11 protein-coding genes are annotated in these 15,522 nt (G+C 66.9%); 5 read left to right on the forward strand and 6 right to left on the reverse strand.

Annotated elements, in window-relative coordinates:
• Positions 1-78: 78 nt before the first annotated feature.
• Positions 79-1,332: a flavohemoglobin expression-modulating QEGLA motif protein gene (locus D7Y61_RS16855; protein ID WP_180867930.1), complete on the forward strand. Its 1,254-nt coding sequence runs from the start codon at positions 79-81 to the stop codon at positions 1,330-1,332.
• A gap of 428 nt (positions 1,333-1,760) precedes the next feature.
• Here D7Y61_RS16855 and D7Y61_RS16860 read toward each other — a convergent pair whose 3' ends face one another.
• The 5 genes from D7Y61_RS16860 to D7Y61_RS16880 form a co-directional block, all read right to left on the reverse strand.
• Positions 1,761-4,061, reverse strand: coding sequence for a TonB-dependent receptor (locus tag D7Y61_RS16860; RefSeq protein ID WP_180867932.1), 2,301 nt, complete (start codon positions 4,059-4,061; stop codon positions 1,761-1,763).
• A 160-nt stretch (positions 4,062-4,221) separates the two neighbouring features.
• The gene (locus D7Y61_RS16865) at positions 4,222-4,746 is read right to left on the reverse strand and encodes a hypothetical protein (protein ID WP_180867934.1); all 525 of its coding nucleotides are present in this window, start codon (positions 4,744-4,746) and stop codon (positions 4,222-4,224) included.
• A gap of 207 nt (positions 4,747-4,953) precedes the next feature.
• On the reverse strand, positions 4,954-5,694 hold the full coding sequence (gene phbB / locus D7Y61_RS16870) for an acetoacetyl-CoA reductase (RefSeq protein ID WP_012481221.1): 741 nt from the start codon (positions 5,692-5,694) through the stop codon (positions 4,954-4,956).
• Positions 5,695-5,718: 24 nt separating this feature from the next.
• A complete protein-coding gene (locus D7Y61_RS16875) occupies positions 5,719-7,047 on the reverse strand; it encodes a CitMHS family transporter (protein ID WP_180867974.1) in 1,329 nt (442 codons plus the stop codon).
• 75 nt (positions 7,048-7,122) lie between these two features.
• Positions 7,123-8,262 carry an OprO/OprP family phosphate-selective porin gene (locus tag D7Y61_RS16880; RefSeq protein WP_180867975.1) on the reverse strand — a complete coding sequence of 380 codons (1,140 nt, stop codon included), beginning with the start codon at positions 8,260-8,262 and terminating at the stop codon, positions 7,123-7,125.
• A gap of 232 nt (positions 8,263-8,494) precedes the next feature.
• On the opposite strand from D7Y61_RS16880, the gene D7Y61_RS16885 reads away from it, so the two are divergent.
• The 4 genes from D7Y61_RS16885 to D7Y61_RS16900 are packed head-to-tail and all read left to right on the forward strand — an operon-like array spanning position 8,495 to position 12,331.
• Entirely contained in the window at positions 8,495-9,184 is a 690-nt protein-coding gene (locus D7Y61_RS16885; protein ID WP_180867936.1) for a response regulator, read from the forward strand.
• Positions 9,177-10,568 (forward strand): sensor histidine kinase, encoded by a 1,392-nt coding sequence (locus D7Y61_RS16890; RefSeq protein ID WP_180867977.1) that lies wholly within the window; start codon positions 9,177-9,179, stop codon positions 10,566-10,568. Before D7Y61_RS16885 ends, D7Y61_RS16890 begins: the two co-directional genes overlap by 8 nt.
• Complete coding sequence (locus tag D7Y61_RS16895) at positions 10,565-11,620, forward strand: ABC transporter substrate-binding protein (protein WP_180867938.1); 1,056 nt, start codon at positions 10,565-10,567, stop codon at positions 11,618-11,620. The genes D7Y61_RS16890 and D7Y61_RS16895 overlap by 4 nt, the downstream gene beginning before the upstream one ends.
• A 60-nt stretch (positions 11,621-11,680) precedes the next feature.
• The gene (locus D7Y61_RS16900) at positions 11,681-12,331 is read left to right on the forward strand and encodes a response regulator (protein ID WP_106551256.1); all 651 of its coding nucleotides are present in this window, start codon (positions 11,681-11,683) and stop codon (positions 12,329-12,331) included.
• A 510-nt stretch (positions 12,332-12,841) separates the two neighbouring features.
• Here the strand turns inward: D7Y61_RS16900 and D7Y61_RS16905 are convergent.
• Complete coding sequence (locus tag D7Y61_RS16905) at positions 12,842-15,484, reverse strand: hybrid sensor histidine kinase/response regulator (RefSeq protein ID WP_180867939.1); 2,643 nt, start codon at positions 15,482-15,484, stop codon at positions 12,842-12,844.
• Positions 15,485-15,522: the final 38 nt, after the last annotated feature.

A 15,522-nucleotide genomic window follows, 5' to 3' on the forward strand; every position in this document is an offset into this window, starting at 1 on the left:
TGTCCAAAGCCCGCCTTCGGTGGATGCCAACCAAGGTTGGCACCCACCAAAGCAAGGGCAGGGCGCTATAGTCCGCCCATGGAACCGACCGCGACGCTGGACCGTGACGTGGCCCACCATGCAGCGCTCGATGCGCGCCTGGTCGAGGCCGTGGGGGGCATCCGCCTGCTGGGCCTGACCAGCTGGCCGGCAACGCTGCAGGCACCCTTCCTGGACAGCGTGGCGCGCGGCCAGCCGGTGCTCCCCAAGGTCGACTATCCGCGGTTGGATTTCAGCGAAGAGCGCCGCGCGCTGGCTGCGATCTCTGCGGACTGTGACGACAGCCATCCGCTGGGCCACTACGTGCGTCAGTCGGCGCAGAGCTGGGACCTGGCCGCACAGCTGCTGGAAGGTCTGGGAACCGCGGCGGTCGATACCTGTTCGGTGCAGCTGTTCGGCGCGCCCGAGCAGCCGTTGCCAGGCAATGGCCCGAGCACGCGCGAAGCGGCGCGTCACTTCATCCAGATTGCTGCCGAACTCGATCACGAACTGCTGGCGCCGGAAGAGCAGGTGCCGGTCTCGGCCATTGCCCTGCAGCTGCAGCTGCAGAATGACCTGGATGCGTTCTTCGAATCGCGCATCATCCAGGTGCAGCTGGATCCGGAGCTGGTGTCCAAGGCCGCTGCCGGCCCGACCCGCATCCGCCTGCGCACCAGTGCGCGCTTCAGCGCCTACGACCGCGCGCAGCTGTTCCACCACGAAGCGCTGGTGCATTCGCTGACCGCATTGAATGGCCGCGAACAGCCAGTGCTGCCCAGCCTGGCGTTGTCGTCGCCACGGGTGACCGCGACCCAGGAAGGATTGGCGACGTTTGCCGAGCAGATCACTGGCAGCATCGACATCGAGCGCCTGAAGCGCATCAGCCTGCGTACCGAAGCGATTGCGATGGCGCGCGAAGGTGCCGACTTCATCGAGGTGTTCCGTTACTTCTGCGATGCCGGGCAGAACGCCGAGGAGAGCTTCGCTTCGGCACAACGCGTGTTCCGTGGGGTACCGCCGAGTGGCGGCCTGGCCTTTACCAAGGACACGGTGTACCTGCGCGGCCTGGTGTCGGTGCACACGTTCTTCCGCCACATGCTGGCCGAGGATCGCCTGCAGGTCTGCCGTTGGTTGTTCGCGGGCAAGATGAGTCTGACCGACGCGATTGCGTTCGCGCCGTTGTTCGATGCGGGGGTGCTGAAGCCGCCGCGCTGGCTGCCGCACTGGATGAGCCGGGCGAACGGCCTGGCCGGCATGCTGGCGTTCTCGCTGTTCGCCAACCGGATACGGATGGACCAGCTGGCGCCGGAATGAAAGGCGTTGGCGGCCCCTCCAGCGCCTGCCTGCTATCGGTGGGGAGGAGGCGGGGCACCCTGGCCAGGACACGCAAAAGCCCCTCCATGGTGCTCGATGGCGCCATCCATGGCGCCAACGGTCCTGGCCAGGGGGCCCCGCCTCCTCCAGACAGATTCCTGCGGGCGCGGTAGCAGGTCCACCAGAGGGATTGCGCTTGAAAAGCAAAGAGCCGGGCAATGCCCGGCTCTTTGCTTCTGCTCTTCTTTGCCCTCCGCACCGTGGCGCGGGAAACCGTCGAGCAGAGTTGGATGGGCCGGCGCAGGACCGTTGGCGCCATGGATGGCGCCATCGAGCCCCCATGGATGGGTTCACGGCGTGTCCTGCGCCGGCCCATCCGGCCCTGCCCCCCGACGACAATCAAGACGCCGCGGGGCAACGCTTCTGACTTAGAACTCCGCCGCCACCGTCATGAACAGCTGGCGCGGCGCGCTCGCATGGATCGCATACCGCGTGCCCTTCGGATCGGTCGGTGCGAACGAACTCAGCTGGCCCGCATAGCGCTTGTTGGTCAGGTTGGTCGCATTCAACGACACCCGCACGTTGCGCAGGCCCAGGCCCTGGCCGAAGTCGTAGCCCGCACCGGCGTCGAAGGTGGTCACGCCCGGTACCGACTGGTCGTTGGTGTAGGTGTAGTAGCGCTTGCCGGTGTACTTGGCACGCAGGCTGGCGAAGAAGCCATCGCGGTTCCAGCTGATCTCGCTGGAGGCCATGCGCTGCGGCGTATCCACCGTGATCTTGCCGGCCACCGGCACGATTGCGCCGCCCGAGGTGTAGTCATCCTCGTAGGTGGTCTTGTTCCAGGACAGCGCGTTGTACCACTGCAGTCCGTCGATCGGCTTGAGGATGAACGTCAGCTCGGCACCGTGGCTCTTCACCGAACCGACGTTGATGAAGCGCGTCACGCACTCCGGGCGCGTGCCCACTTCGATGCTCGAACACGGGTTCAGCGACAGCAGGCGGTTGTCGAACTTGACGTTGTACGCGGCGATCGAGGCCTGGTACTTCTCACCGAAGGTGCGGAAGCCGGCTTCCAGGCTCTTCGACTTCTCCGGCTCCAGCCCGGCGCTGGCCGCGAACGATTCCGGCGACACCTGCAGCGGGCCACCGCTGCCACCACCGACGAACGCGGCGATGTTCTCGGCGTACGAGGCGAACAGCTCGTTGTTGGCGTTGAGCTTGAAGCCCAGGCCTACCTGCGGCAGCACCGATTCCTTGGCGGTCAGCGTACCCGAAGCGATGCTGGTTTCCACACCCGGCTTGGCGGTGGCGCGCATGCGGGTGTTCGGGCTCTTGATGCCGACGTCCACGGTCAGGCGCTGATCGAGGAAGCGCATGCGGTCCTGCACGTAGAACTGGCGCGTGCGGATGTCGAAGTCCTGGTTGAACAACAGGCGGTCCGGGTTCTTCAGGTACAGGTCGTCCAGGAACGGGCCGCTGATGTAGTAGAAGTTGCGCGAGACGTTATGGTCGTTCTGCTCGTACCACAGGCCGGCTTCCAGCTCGTGGATGCCCACCGTCCACGACAGCGCGGCGGTCAGGCCATCGCGGTTGATCGTGTAATTGGTGCTGCGGATGGAGATCGGCAGCATCTTGTCGGTGCCCGGGTAGGACGGCTGGCCCGGTGCCCACCAGTGGCCCTGGCCACGGTTGTCATGATGGTAGGCCAGCAGCTTCAGGCGCCCCTGCTCACCCAGGCGCAGGTCGGCATCAACCGAATACAGGTTGTCGTCGCGCAGCGCTCGGCTCTGGTAGTAGGCATCGTCGATGCTGTTGACACCGCCACTGAACGCACACCGCGCTTTGTTGAAGGTGCCCGGCGCGCAGTACGCGGCCGCCACGGCGCGGTCCCAGTCCGGCGCATAGATGTTCCAGTCGTAACCCAGGCCGCGTGCCAGCATGTCCTTGGACAGGTAGGCGTAGTTGGCCTGGCTGGCGCGCGAGGTGGCCACGAAGGCACCGAAGCGGTGATCGCCCACGTTCCACACCGCCTTGGCGTTGAACTGGCGGGTGGTCTGGTTCTGGTACGGCGCGGCCCACATGTCCTGGTCCTGGTGCACGCCAGAGACATAGGCCGAGAAGCCGTTGATGTCACCGGTATCCACGCGCAGGTAGCCGCGGCGCTGGTTGTTGTCACCCACGGTGACGCTGGCGCGTCCACCGAACTCGGTGGACGGATCCATCGAGAAGTACTGGATGGTGCCACCCAGGTTGCTGGTCGAGGCAACACCGAGCGAACCGATGCCCTGCGAAAGTTCGGCGCCGGCCAGGTTCTCGGCGATGATCGCGCGGGCGATGCTCAGGCCGTTGTAGTTGCCGTAGCTGTTGTCGCCCAGCGGAATGCCATCAAGCGTGTAACCCAGGCGGCTCTTGTCGAAGCCGCGCAGGCTGATGGTCTGCGATTCTTCGTTGGCGCCGAAGGCATCGTTGGACTGCACCGACACGCCCGGCAGGCGGTCGAGGATCTTCTGGCCACTGGTGCCCGGCGGCAGCACCTGCTTGTCGACGGCGGTAATGCGCTGTACCTGGCGGGTCTCGCCCTGGCCGATCACGGAGACGGTATCCAGCGTCTGCGCGCTCAGTGCGGCTTCGGTGCTGGCGTTGGCGCCGGTGTCGGCCACGGTGGCGGCATGTGCGCTGGCGGCGGAGAGCGCGATCGCCACGGCGATCGTCAGGTGTCGGGTCTGCATGGTGGTCCGTTGCATTGGGGGTGGTCACCGGCACGCGTGCGCGGTGCATGGCCACTATGCGAACGGAACATGAAACCTTCTTTACGAAAAACCAACGAACGGTGCAGGGCAGTGGTGCGTGTCCTGCAACATGTTCGTCATGGTGGTAGGCCGGTGGGAATCAGAAGCGCTCCCCAGGCCAGCTCAATTTGAGCTGGTCCATGCAGTCGCGGTCATGTTCGGAGAATGAGAACCCGATCTGGATGCCGTTCACTACTGTGCCCAACACCGTCGACTCGTCCAGGCTATGCCCTGACGGCACGGAAAGGACATTGAAGTCGGGGTAGCGACGACCCATCTGCTTTCGCGAGATGCAGGCGCCGCTCAGCCGCAGCGTAATGCCTTTGATGATTCGCCCCGACGCGTCGGTGTAGATCTGGCCAGAGGGCCCCTTGATCCTCCCAGCGACCACGAATGGCGCCAGATCGATGGTGGCGCTGTCGCCCCGGCCCATTCTTGCTTCCGAACGCGAGCCGGCCGGAGCCAGGGGTGATAGCTGCGCGACAAGGTCAGAGCGTGCCAGCTGCAAGGACCAGCGCTCCACGAGCCGCCAGGTTGCATCCGCCTCTTCCGCAGTGGCAGCAGGTGGGGTGGCCGCCAGTGGCGGGGTGGCGACCACGAGAAGCGCAATCAGCAATGCACGCATGCCAACCTCCTTGATCCGCGATTCCGGCCGTTCATCCATCGGGCTCGGCGAGCGTTGGCAGGTATAGCACCGGTTCTGCCGATGTATCGGGCAATACGTCCCGAAAATGCAGAAACAAAAAGGGGCCGGATCCCCCTCGCAAGCGAAGGTTCACCGGCCCCGCGCACTCCGTGGGGGAGGCGGTCCACGCCTTGCGTGGAGACGGGCTCAACCCATGTACAGGCCACCGTTGACCGGATAGTCGGCGCCGGTCACATACGAGGCTTCATCCGAGGCCAGCCAGGCGCACAGGCCGGCCACTTCCTCGGGGCGGCCGAGGCGGCGCACCGGCACCGAAGCCGCCAGCCGGTCCAGCACATCCGGCGGGAAGCTGCTGATCGCCTGGCTGGCGATGTAGCCGGGCGAGAGCGTGTTGACGGTGACCCCGCGCGAGGCGACTTCGGCGGCCAGTGCGCGGCTGAAACCGTGCATCGCGGCTTTGGCGGTGGCGTAGTTCACCTGGCCGATCTGGCCTTTGTGGGCGCTGACCGAGCCGATGTTGATGATGCGGCCCCAGCCCCGCGTGGCCATGCCATCGACCACCTGCTTGGTCAGGTTGAACAGCGAATTGAGGTTGGAGGCGATCACCGCGTTCCAGTCTTCCACCGTCATCTGCCGGAACAGCAGATCACGGCTGCCACCGGAATTGTTGACCAGCACGTCCACCTCGCCGACCTCGGCACGCACCTTGGCGAACGCGGCGCTGGTCGAAGCCCAGTCGGTGGCGTTGCCTTCGGAGGCGATGAAGTCAAAGCCCTGTTCGCGCTGCTCGCGCAGCCAGTTGGCCTTGCGCGGTGAGTTCGGCGCGCAGCCGGCAACCACGGTGTGGCCGCTGCGGGCCAGGCTCTGGCAGATGGCAGTGCCGACACTGCCCATTCCACTGGTGACGTAAGCGATTCGAAGCGTCATTGCAGAAGGCTCCTTGGCAAAGGGTCAGGCGGCGAGGGGATACAGGCCGAACAGCAGGCTGCCGATCATCAGCAGCATCGAGATGGCGATGGCCCACTTCAGGGTGAACTTCTGGTGGTCGGCGAATTCGACCTTGGCCAGGCCCACCAGCAGGTAGGTGGACGGCACCAGCGGGCTGAGCAGGTGCACCGGCTGCCCGGCCAGCGAGGCGCGCGCCATTTCCACCGGGGTAATGCCATAGTTGCTGGCCGCCTCGGACAGGATCGGCAGCACGCCGAAGTAGAACGCGTCGTTGGACATGAAGAAGGTGAACGGCATCGACGCCACGGCGGTGATCACCGCCAGGTACGGGCCCCACGATTCCGGAATCACCGCCAGGAAGCTGTGCGACATCGCCTCCACCATGCCGGTGTTGTTGAGGATGCCGGTGAAGATGCCTGCGGCGAAGATCAGCGACACCACCGACAGCACGTTGCCGGCGTGGTTGACCACACGGCGGCGCTGTTCGGCCAGGTTCGGGTAGTTGATCACCAGCGCGATGGCGAAGCCGACCATGAACAGCACCGGCATCGGCAGCACGCCGATGATCAGCGCGGTCATCAGCGCCACGGTCAGCGCCAGATTCACCCACAGCAGCTTCGGGCGCTTGATGTCTTCGGCATCTTCCACGGTCGGCAGCGCATTGCTGTCGTCGGACACGCTGCTGTCCATCCAGCTGCCGCCCTTGGGCAGGGTCACCACGCCGAGGCGGCGGCGTTCCTTCAGGCCCAGGTACCAGGCCAGCAGCAGCACGCCGGCACAGGCGATCACCATCGACGGGATCAGCGGCACGAACACGTCGGCCGGGTCCACGTGCAGCGCGGTGGCCGCGCGTGCGGTCGGGCCGCCCCACGGGGTCAGGTTCATCACACCGCCGGCAAGGATGGTCACGCAGGTCATGTTCAGCGCGTTCATACCCAGCCGCTGGTACAGCGGCAGCATCGCCGAGACGGTGATCATGTAGGTGGTCGAGCCATCACCGTCGAGCGAGATCAGCATCGCCAGCACCGCGGTGCCAAACACGATCTTCATCGGATCGCCCTTGACGAAACGCAGGATCACCCGCACCAGCGGATCGAACAGGCCGGCGTCGATCATCACCCCGAAGTAGAGGATGGCGAACATCAGCATCACACCGGTCGGCGCGATCTTCTTGATGCCCTCCAGCATCATCTCGTCGATGCCGGCGCCGAAGCCTCCGATCAGCGCGAACAGGATGGGGATGGTGATCAGGGCGACCAGTGGCGACAGGCGCTTGCTCATGATCAAGTACATGAACGTAATGACCATGCCAAAGCCGAGGATGCTCAGCATCATCTGCGGACTCCTTGCGAAAACAGGACGTGGGGACGTGGAAGGGGCCCGGGCGGCATGCCCGGGGTATCAGGCTTAGAAGTCGTACTGCAGGCGCCCGGTGACCGCGCGCGTGCGGTCCACCGTCATCCCGGCCAGGCGGTCGCGGTTACGGCTTTCGATCACGTTGAGCATGAAGCGCAGGTTGTCGCGCAGGTACCAGTTGCCGCCCAGGGTCCAGGCTTCGGTGCTGCCGCGGCGCAGGTCCGGCGCACCATCCAGGTGCTGTGCGCCCCACATCTGGTCATAGCGCAGCGCCACTTCGAAGGCACCGGCCTTGTGGCGGATGTCCTTGACCCGTGCGAAGCGGCCGGTCTTGCGATCGTATGCGCGGCTTTCACCGGTGACGAACCAGCTGAGCATGCCGTAGGCGGACATCACATCACCCCGCTGGGCGCCGTCGTCGAAGGTGGCACCGCTGAATTCACCCTGCCAGGACAGTGGGCCGCGCACCTGCGCGTATTCCAGCGACCACTTGTTGACGTCGGTATCGCGGCCGGCAGAGAAATCGACCAGGGTCAGGCGGCTTTCGTCGGACAGGTGGCCGGCCGGGCGCGGGCGGATCTTCAGGCCCGGGGTACCATTGCTGCCGGGGTTGTCGTAGGCCTCGCGGGCCAGCGACAGACCCAGGTGCAGCACGTCGCCGTCGCTGGGCGCGGGCGCCCAGGTGACGCGGCCACCGGCGGCCCGGCCCTTCACCTGCCAGGCGTCGATGCTTTCCAGGCTGTAGACGCTGGCCGCCCAGGTGAAATCACCCGGATTGGCCTGCCAGGACGCACCCAGGCGGTACAGCGGCGCCAGCGTGGTTCCTGCGTTGCCGCGCTCCAGGAAGCTGCCGTAGTTGGAGCTGGTGCGGTCATCCAGCGAGAAGTACTGCTTGAACTGGCCGACGGTGAGCTTGCCGGCCTTGCCGAAGCGGCGTGCCAGGTACACGTCCTTGGCCTCGACGCGGTCGCCGGAGAAATCGGCTTCCAGCTTGTAGTCGACCACGAAGAACTTGCCGGACACGTCAACCCACGCGCGGCGGATTTCGGTGTCGTCCTTGTTCGGGGTGCCGCGGTTGTCGTTGTCGAAGGTGGCGAAGTCCAGGTGCAGGCGGCCACCCAGGGTGGCGGTGACCGGACGGTCGTCTTCGGCAGCGAAGGCTGGCGCCGACAGGGCAGCCAGCGCCATCATGGCGGCAGGACGCCGCCAGGCAAACGTGAATTCCACAAACCCTCCCAGGTGCGCGCCAGGCGCGCGGCAATCGTGGGCACCGGACGGTGCGCGGCCGCAGTCTGGGTCGTCGTAGCTGTCATCGTCCTGTCAGCAATTTGTGCGGTGCAGCGTAAATGGACGCCGGGCCACGCCCGGCGGGCGGACCCGGCACCATGCGGTAGCATTCGTTTCCCCTCCCACCCCCGTGCCCATGCGCCTGCTGCTGGTCGAAGACAACCCGGATCTGGCCGATGCGATCATCCGTCGCATGCGTCGCAGTGGCCATGCCGTGGACTGGCAGGCCGACGGCCTGGCTGCCGCCAGCGTGCTGCGCTACCAGAACTTCGACCTGGTGGTGCTGGATATCGGCCTGCCCAAGCTCGATGGCCTGCGCGTGCTGGCCGGCATGCGCGAGCGCGGCGACAGCACGCCGGTGTTGATGCTGACCGCACGCGATGGCATCGAAGACCGTGTGCAGGCGCTGGATGTCGGCGCCGACGACTACCTGGGCAAACCGTTCGATTTCCGCGAGTTCGAAGCGCGCTGCCGCGTGCTGCTGCGGCGTGCGCGTGGCCAGGCCAGCGAAGTGGTGCAGATCGGTGGCTTCCAGTTCGACAACGCGGCGCACCGGGTCAGTCTCGACGGTGAACCGATCGAACTGCCCAACCGCGAGTACCGGCTGCTGGAGATCCTGGTCGGCCGCCTCGGCCAGGTGGTCGGCAAGGACGAAATCGGCAACGGCCTGTTCGGCTTCGACGACGAAGCCGGCCCGAATGCAATCGAGCTGTATGTGGGTCGCCTGAGAAAGAAGCTGGCAGGCGCACCGCTGCGCATCACCACGGTGCGCGGCGTTGGCTACCTGCTGGAAACCAGTGATGACAGCGCCGACGCCGATGGCTGACGCGCGTACCGCGAATGCCGCACCGGGCTCGCTGCGGCGCACGCTGCTGCTCTACCTCGGCGCGTTGCTGGCGGTGTTCGCGGTGGCCCTGCTGTTTGCCGCGCGCGGCTATGGCCAGCGCGCCGCCAACCGTTCCTACGATCACCTGCTGGTGTCCTCGGCGTTGTCCATTGCCGATTCGGTGGCCCTGGTCGATGGCCAATGGCAGGTCGATCTGCCTTATGCCGCGTTGGACCTGCTGGCGATGGCCCCGGAAGACCGTGTGTTCTATCGGGTGGCCGACAGCCGCGGCAACCTGATCACCGGCTACGGCGACCTGCCGCCGCCGCCGCGCCGGCCCGGCACGCAACCGCAGCTGTTTGATGCGGCGTACAGCGGCGAGACCGTGCGCTTCGTGGTGGTCGGCCGCAGTTTCGCAGCCGCCTCGGCGCAGGGGGAGGTACAGGTGCAGGTCGGCCAGACCCGGCGAGCGCGCGAAGCGGTCGCGCAGGACATGGTCAACCGTGCATTGCTGGCGATCGGTGTGCTGTCCGGCCTGCTGCTGGCGCTGGTGGCCTTTGGCGTGCATCGCGCGTTCCGGCCACTGGTGCGGGTGGAGCGCGAGCTGTCGCGGCGCGAACCGTCCGACCTGAAACCGCTGGATGCGCGCGTGCCGCGCGAGATGGACCAGATGGTAGCGGCGTTGAACCGCTTCATGGAGCGCCTGTCCAGCAGCAACGAGACGCTGCGAGCGTTCATGGCCGAGGCCGCGCATCAGATGCGCACGCCGCTGGCGGCGCTGCGCGCGCAGGCACAGCTGGCGCTGGATGATGACGATCCGGAAGACATGCGACGCAGCCTGCAGGCGATCGAGCGCAATGCCACCCACATGAGCCGGTTGTTGAACCAGCTGCTCAGCGATGCCAGCGTGATCCATCGCTCGCATCTGCAGCGCTTTGCGGCGGTGGACCTGGCCGAGACTGTGCACCAGGCCCTGCATGAAGCCCTGCCGCAGGCCGGCCCAGCACCGCGCGTGCAACTTGCGATGACCGCCGAGCCGGTTCAGGTGCACGGCGACGCGCTGCTGCTGCGCGAGGCGATCAAGAACCTGGTCGACAACGCACTGAAGTACGGCGGCGAGGGCCCGTTGCAGATCGCGCTGACCGTGGAAGGCGGTCAGGCAGTGCTGACCATTGCCGACCATGGCGCAGGCATCGCGCCTGCTGATGCCGAACGCGTGTTCGAGCGCTTCGCCCGTGGCGAAGGCGCGCCGTCCGGCGGCGCCGGGCTCGGCCTGGCCATCGTCAAGCGCGTGGTCGACAGCCATGGCGGTCGCATCGACCTCAGCAACCGCCCGCAAGGCGGGCTGATCGCCACCATCCGCCTGCCCCGGAGCAGTTCATGATCCGTGTGTTCGCCACTGCCCTGGCCCTGTTGCTGGCCCTGCCGGCGCTGGCAGCACCCGGCGAGGTGCGCCGATTCCCGGCACAGGGAAAAACCACCGCGCAGCTGCGCATCCACGGCACCACCGACATCGAAGTGTTCGCGGTGGTGATCGCCGACTACCAGCGCCTGCATCCCGGCACCGAGGTGGTGTACGAAGACATCATCACCCAGGACCTGTACGCGCGTTACCTGCACGACCGCGGTGGACCGGCATCGCCGGACCTGCTGATCTCCAGCGGCATGGACCTGCAGACCAAACTGGTCAACGACGGCCACGCGCTGCCGCATCGTTCGGCGCAGACCGCTGCGCTACCAGCCTGGGCGCAGTGGCGCAGCGAGGCCTTCGGCATCAGCTACGAGCCGGTGGTGATGGTCTACAACACCCGCGCACTGTCGGCTGCGAAGGTGCCGCATACGCGTCGGCAACTGCTGGACCGGCTGCGCGCCGAAGGCGCCCCCCTGCGCGGCAGGGTCGGCACCTATGACATCGAGCGCAGCAGCGTCGGCTACCTGCTGTCTACCCAGGATGCGCAGCGTGGCAGCATCGCTGGCGCGTTGCTGGGCGCGCTGGGCGACAACGACGTGGTGCGCGAAGAGCGCACCGGTGTTCTGCTGGACAAGGTTGCCAGCGGACAGCTGTCGCTGGTCTACAACGTGCTCGGCTCCTACGCGCAGGCGCGCATCGACGCGGGTGCCCCGCTGGCGATTGTGGAGCCCGAGGACTACACGCTGGTGGTGCTGCGTACCGCGGTGATTCCAGGCACCGGCCCACACCCGGAAGAAGCCCGACGCTTCCTCGACTACCTGTTGTCACCGCGTGGCCAGCAGGTGCTGTCGCGCGAGGCGCGGCTGATGCCGATCGTGACCGGCAATGCACGTGGCGACGATGCGCCCGGCCGCAGCCGCCGCCCGATCCAGCTGGGTCCGGGCCTGCTGGTGTATCTGGATGCACTCAAGCGCCGTCAGTTCCTCGATGCCTGGCGCAGCAGCGTGGAGCCGGCAGGGCGCTGATGCTCTGGTTGCGTCGGGCCATGCCCGGCAGACGCGGTTTGCTGCCCGTACAATGGCGGCATGAGCGAATACACCATTCTGATCGCCGATGACCACCCGCTGCTGCGTTCGGCGGTGGTGCAGTCATTGCGGCAGAGCCTGCCGCTGGCGCAGGTGCGCGAGGTCGCCAGCGCCGATGCGCTTGCCGCCGCGCTCGACGCGCATCCGGATGTGGACTTGGTGCTGCTCGACCTGACCATGCCTGGTGCGCACGGTTTCTCCGCGCTGCTGCACGTGCGCGGCTCGCACCCGGACATTCCGGTGGTGATCCTCTCGTCCAACGATCATCCGCGGGTGATCCGCCGCGCCCAGCAGTTCGGCGCGGCCGGTTTCATCCCGAAGTCTGCGCCGGCCGAGACCATCGGCGAAGCCGTGCAGGCGGTGCTCGATGGTGGCCTGTGGTTCCCGGCGATGGCCGCCGAGCGTTCGGAGGCCGATGCGTTGCTTGCCAGCCGCCTGGCGCAACTGACCCCGCAGCAGTTTCGCGTGCTGCTGTGCCTGGCCGATGGGCTGCTCAACAAGCAGATCGCCTACACGCTGGGGCTGGCGGAAAACACGGTGAAGGTGCATGTCACCGCGATCCTGAAGAAACTCGAGTGCCATAGCCGCACCCAGGCAGCGGTGCTGGTGAAGGCGCTGGAGCCGGAAGGCGACGCCGGCGCCGGGCTGTAGTTTCCCGCCAACGGCGCAGCCCCTCGTGGGAGGGTAGAGGTAGAGTCGACTGTTAGTCGACTTGTGCCGTGGCTGGCCGGGTGGGTAGCGCGGACACCCCGCACTACACACCCACCCGGCCGCTGACAGATTCCGATGGTCTGCCACCCACGGATAAGAAAAAGAAGATCAAAAGCAAAAGCAGCCTGGCAGGCCGCCTTTTGTAGAGCCGAGCCCACGCTCGGCTGCTTTCCGGCCGGTCCTCGAAGCCGAGCATGGGCTCGGCTCTACACGAGCAAGCGCAGCGCAGCGGCCCGCTTTTGATCTTCTTTTTCTTCTCCGTGGGTGGACGCGCACGGAACTTGTCCGTGGCCGGGTAGATGGGCTGCGCAGGGGCGTGAGCCGCATGGATGCGGCGACCGAGCTTACAGGGATGTACTTGCAGCGTCCCCTGCGCAGCCCATCTACCCGGCCCCACCGATGAGCTGCTTTGCGCGACCACCCACGAGGGGCTGCGCCGTTGGCTGGAAACTACCCGCGATGGCGGATCAGCAACTGACTCATCAGCGCCCGCAGCGCCGGTGGCTTCACCGGCTTGGCCATCATCCCCCAGCCGCGCTCGGCGGCCATCTCGCGCAGCCCGGCATCGCGCTCTGCAGTCACCAGCACCACCGGCGGGCGCGCCTTCCACAGCGCCGCCAAGGTCTCATACAACACCGGCCCGTGGTGATCACCCATGCGCACATCCAGCAGCACCAGCTCCGGCACCGTTTCGACACTGGCCAGCTGCAGCGCGGCCTGCGGGCCATCGGCCAGCATCACCTCGCAGCCCCAGCGTTCCAGCAGCGCGCGGCTGGCCGCGCAGACGTGCGGATCGTCGTCGATCACCCACACCCGGCGCCCGCGCAGCGGATTGTCTGCGGCCGGTTCCTGCACCAGCACCGGCGCGGGTGCCGTAGCAGGAATCGCGCTGGCCTCGCCCAACGGTACGCCCACCGCGAACACGCTGCCCTGGCCCAGCTGCGAGCGCAGCCGGATCGGATGGCCAAGCAGGCGGCCGATGCGGTCGACGATGGCCAAGCCGAGACCAGCGCCCCGTTGCTGGCCGTCGTGCAGGCGGCGGAATTCCTCGAAGATTTCGCCCTGCAAGGCGTCCGGAATGCCCGGGCCCTGGTCATGCACTTCGATCCACAGCAGTCCGTCGCGGCGGCGGCAGCCGAGCAGCACGCGGCCGCGCTCGCTGTAGCGCAGTGCGTTGGACAGGAAGTTCTGCAGGATGCGGCGCAGCAGTGCTTCATCGCTGACCACCACTGCAGCGGTATCGATCCAGTCGACCACCAGCCCTCGTGACTGCGCGGCGATACCGAACTCGCGCGCCAGCGTCTGCAGCAGCGGGCCCAGCCGGAACGCCTGCACACGGGTGGGCAGGCTGCCTGATTCCAGCCGCGCGATGTCGAGCAGGCTGTTGAGGATCGCGTCCTGCGCGGCCAATGCGGCATCGATATGGTCGCTGGTCTGCTGCTGTGCGGGATCGCTCAGTTTGCCGCGAAGTACCGAGACGAACATGCGCGCGGCGTTGAGCGGCTGCAGCAGGTCGTGCACCGCCGAGGCGACGAAGCGGGTCTTGTAGCGGTTGGCCTGCTCGGCTTCGCGGCGTGCTTCGTCCAGGTCATGGGTGCGCTCGGCGATGCGGTGCTCCAGCGCATCGGCCAGAGAACGCAGTTCGCGAGCAGCGTTCTTGTAGCTGGTGATGTCGGCATAGCTGGTGACGAAGCCGCCGTCGGGCAATGGATTGCCACGGATCTCCAGCACCGTGCCGTCATCCTTCTCGCTTTCGCGCATGTGCGGGCGGCCGCTGCGCAGGTGGTTCAGGCGACGCTCGATGGCCTCGTCGACTGGGCCGGGTCCGAGCAGGCCACGGCGTGCGTTGAAGCGGAACAGTTCCTCGATCGGCCGGCCCACGCGCACCAGGTCTGCCGGGAACCGGAACAGTTCCAGATAGCGTGCATTCCATGCCACCAGCCGCAGTTCGCGGTCGATCACCACCACGCCCTGCGGCAGGTGCGCCAGGCTGCGGCTGAGGCCGCTGTCAGCGTCGGTTGCAGCCTGCAGCAGGCCATCCTGTGCGGTGCGCAGTTCCTGCGCATGCTGCTTGAGCAGGGTTTCCAGCTCGCGGCGACTGCGCAGGCGGTGCTTGGCCAGGCGCCGGCGCTGCTGCACGAACAGCACCAGGAAGCCCAGTGCAAGCCACGCAGCACCGCCGGTGAGCGCGGCCGCGCGACCGGCAGAAGTGGCTGCACTGGCATCGTGCAGCAGATGCAGGTTCCAGTCTTCGGCAGGCAGCGCCAGGCTCTGCCACAGCATCGGCTGCGGCAATGCGGGGTCCAGCAGGCGCACCATGCGTCCGCCGTCGGGCAGCACGTCCTCGGTACGCGCGCGCAATGGCTGCAGCGCGCGGTCGGCGTACTGGCGGGCGTCGAGCATCTCGCGGCGCTCATCGGCACCCAGCGGCCGCAGCAGCCGGTAACGCCACGCATCGCGGTTGGCCAGGAACACCACGTCGTGGTCGTCGCTGGCCAGCACCACGTCGGGGCTGCTCAGCCATTCCTGTTCCAGTGCGGACAGCTCGACCTTGATCACCACCACGCCCAGGCGCTGGCCATGTTCCTCGATAGCCTGCGACAGGTAGTAGCCGGGCACGCCGGTGGTCATGCCGATGCCGTAGAAGCGGCCACGGCCCTGGGCCAGGGCCTGGCGGTAATAGGGCCGGTAGCTGTAGTTCTCGCCGACATTGGTGGTCGGCTGGTCCCAGTTGCTGGCGGCCACCGCCACGCCGTCGTGGCCGACCAGGGTCAGGGTCGAGGCGCGGGTGACCTCATTGGCGCGTTGCAGCTTGAGGTTCAGCCGCTGCCGTTCGGTGGGCGAGGGCGGCACGCGCAGCGCGTGCAGCAGGTCCGGGTCCAGTGCCAGCACCTGCGGCAACGTGCCGAAGCGGTCGATGCGCTGCTGCAGGCCCTGGCCATACAACTGCAGCTGGCGTTGCACCTGGCTGCTTTCGTCACCCAGGGCACGCCGCCAGGCATAGTGGCCGGCGACAATCGCGCACAGCACGGTGCCACCGACCATCACCGCGATGGTCAGCAACAGCATCCGGTGGCGGCTGAGCCAGTACATGGCGGCAGTCTACGCAGGGCCGGCGGGCGKGGCATGCA

The organism is Stenotrophomonas maltophilia, assembly GCF_013464485.1.
Taxonomy (GTDB): domain Bacteria; phylum Pseudomonadota; class Gammaproteobacteria; order Xanthomonadales; family Xanthomonadaceae; genus Stenotrophomonas; species Stenotrophomonas maltophilia_AW.

Bases quoted from the DNA above. Each gene is read 5' to 3' on its own strand.
- D7Y61_RS16875 (WP_180867974.1), bottom strand. From the start codon at position 7,047: ATGCTGAGCATCCTCGGCTTTGGCATGGTCATTACGTTCATGTACTTG.
- D7Y61_RS16885 (WP_180867936.1), top strand. From the start codon at position 8,495: ATGCGCCTGCTGCTGGTCGAAGACAACCCGGATCTGGCCGATGCGATC.
- D7Y61_RS16860 (WP_180867932.1), bottom strand. From the start codon at position 4,061: ATGCAGACCCGACACCTGACGATCGCCGTGGCGATCGCGCTCTCCGCC.
- D7Y61_RS16880 (WP_180867975.1), bottom strand. From the start codon at position 8,262: ATGATGGCGCTGGCTGCCCTGTCGGCGCCAGCCTTCGCTGCCGAAGAC.
- D7Y61_RS16895 (WP_180867938.1), top strand. From the start codon at position 10,565: ATGATCCGTGTGTTCGCCACTGCCCTGGCCCTGTTGCTGGCCCTGCCG.
- D7Y61_RS16890 (WP_180867977.1), top strand. From the start codon at position 9,177: ATGGCTGACGCGCGTACCGCGAATGCCGCACCGGGCTCGCTGCGGCGC.
- D7Y61_RS16905 (WP_180867939.1), bottom strand. From the start codon at position 15,484: ATGTACTGGCTCAGCCGCCACCGGATGCTGTTGCTGACCATCGCGGTG.
- D7Y61_RS16855 (WP_180867930.1), top strand. From the start codon at position 79: ATGGAACCGACCGCGACGCTGGACCGTGACGTGGCCCACCATGCAGCG.
- D7Y61_RS16900 (WP_106551256.1), top strand. From the start codon at position 11,681: ATGAGCGAATACACCATTCTGATCGCCGATGACCACCCGCTGCTGCGT.
- phbB (WP_012481221.1), bottom strand. From the start codon at position 5,694: ATGACGCTTCGAATCGCTTACGTCACCAGTGGAATGGGCAGTGTCGGC.
- D7Y61_RS16865 (WP_180867934.1), bottom strand. From the start codon at position 4,746: ATGCGTGCATTGCTGATTGCGCTTCTCGTGGTCGCCACCCCGCCACTG.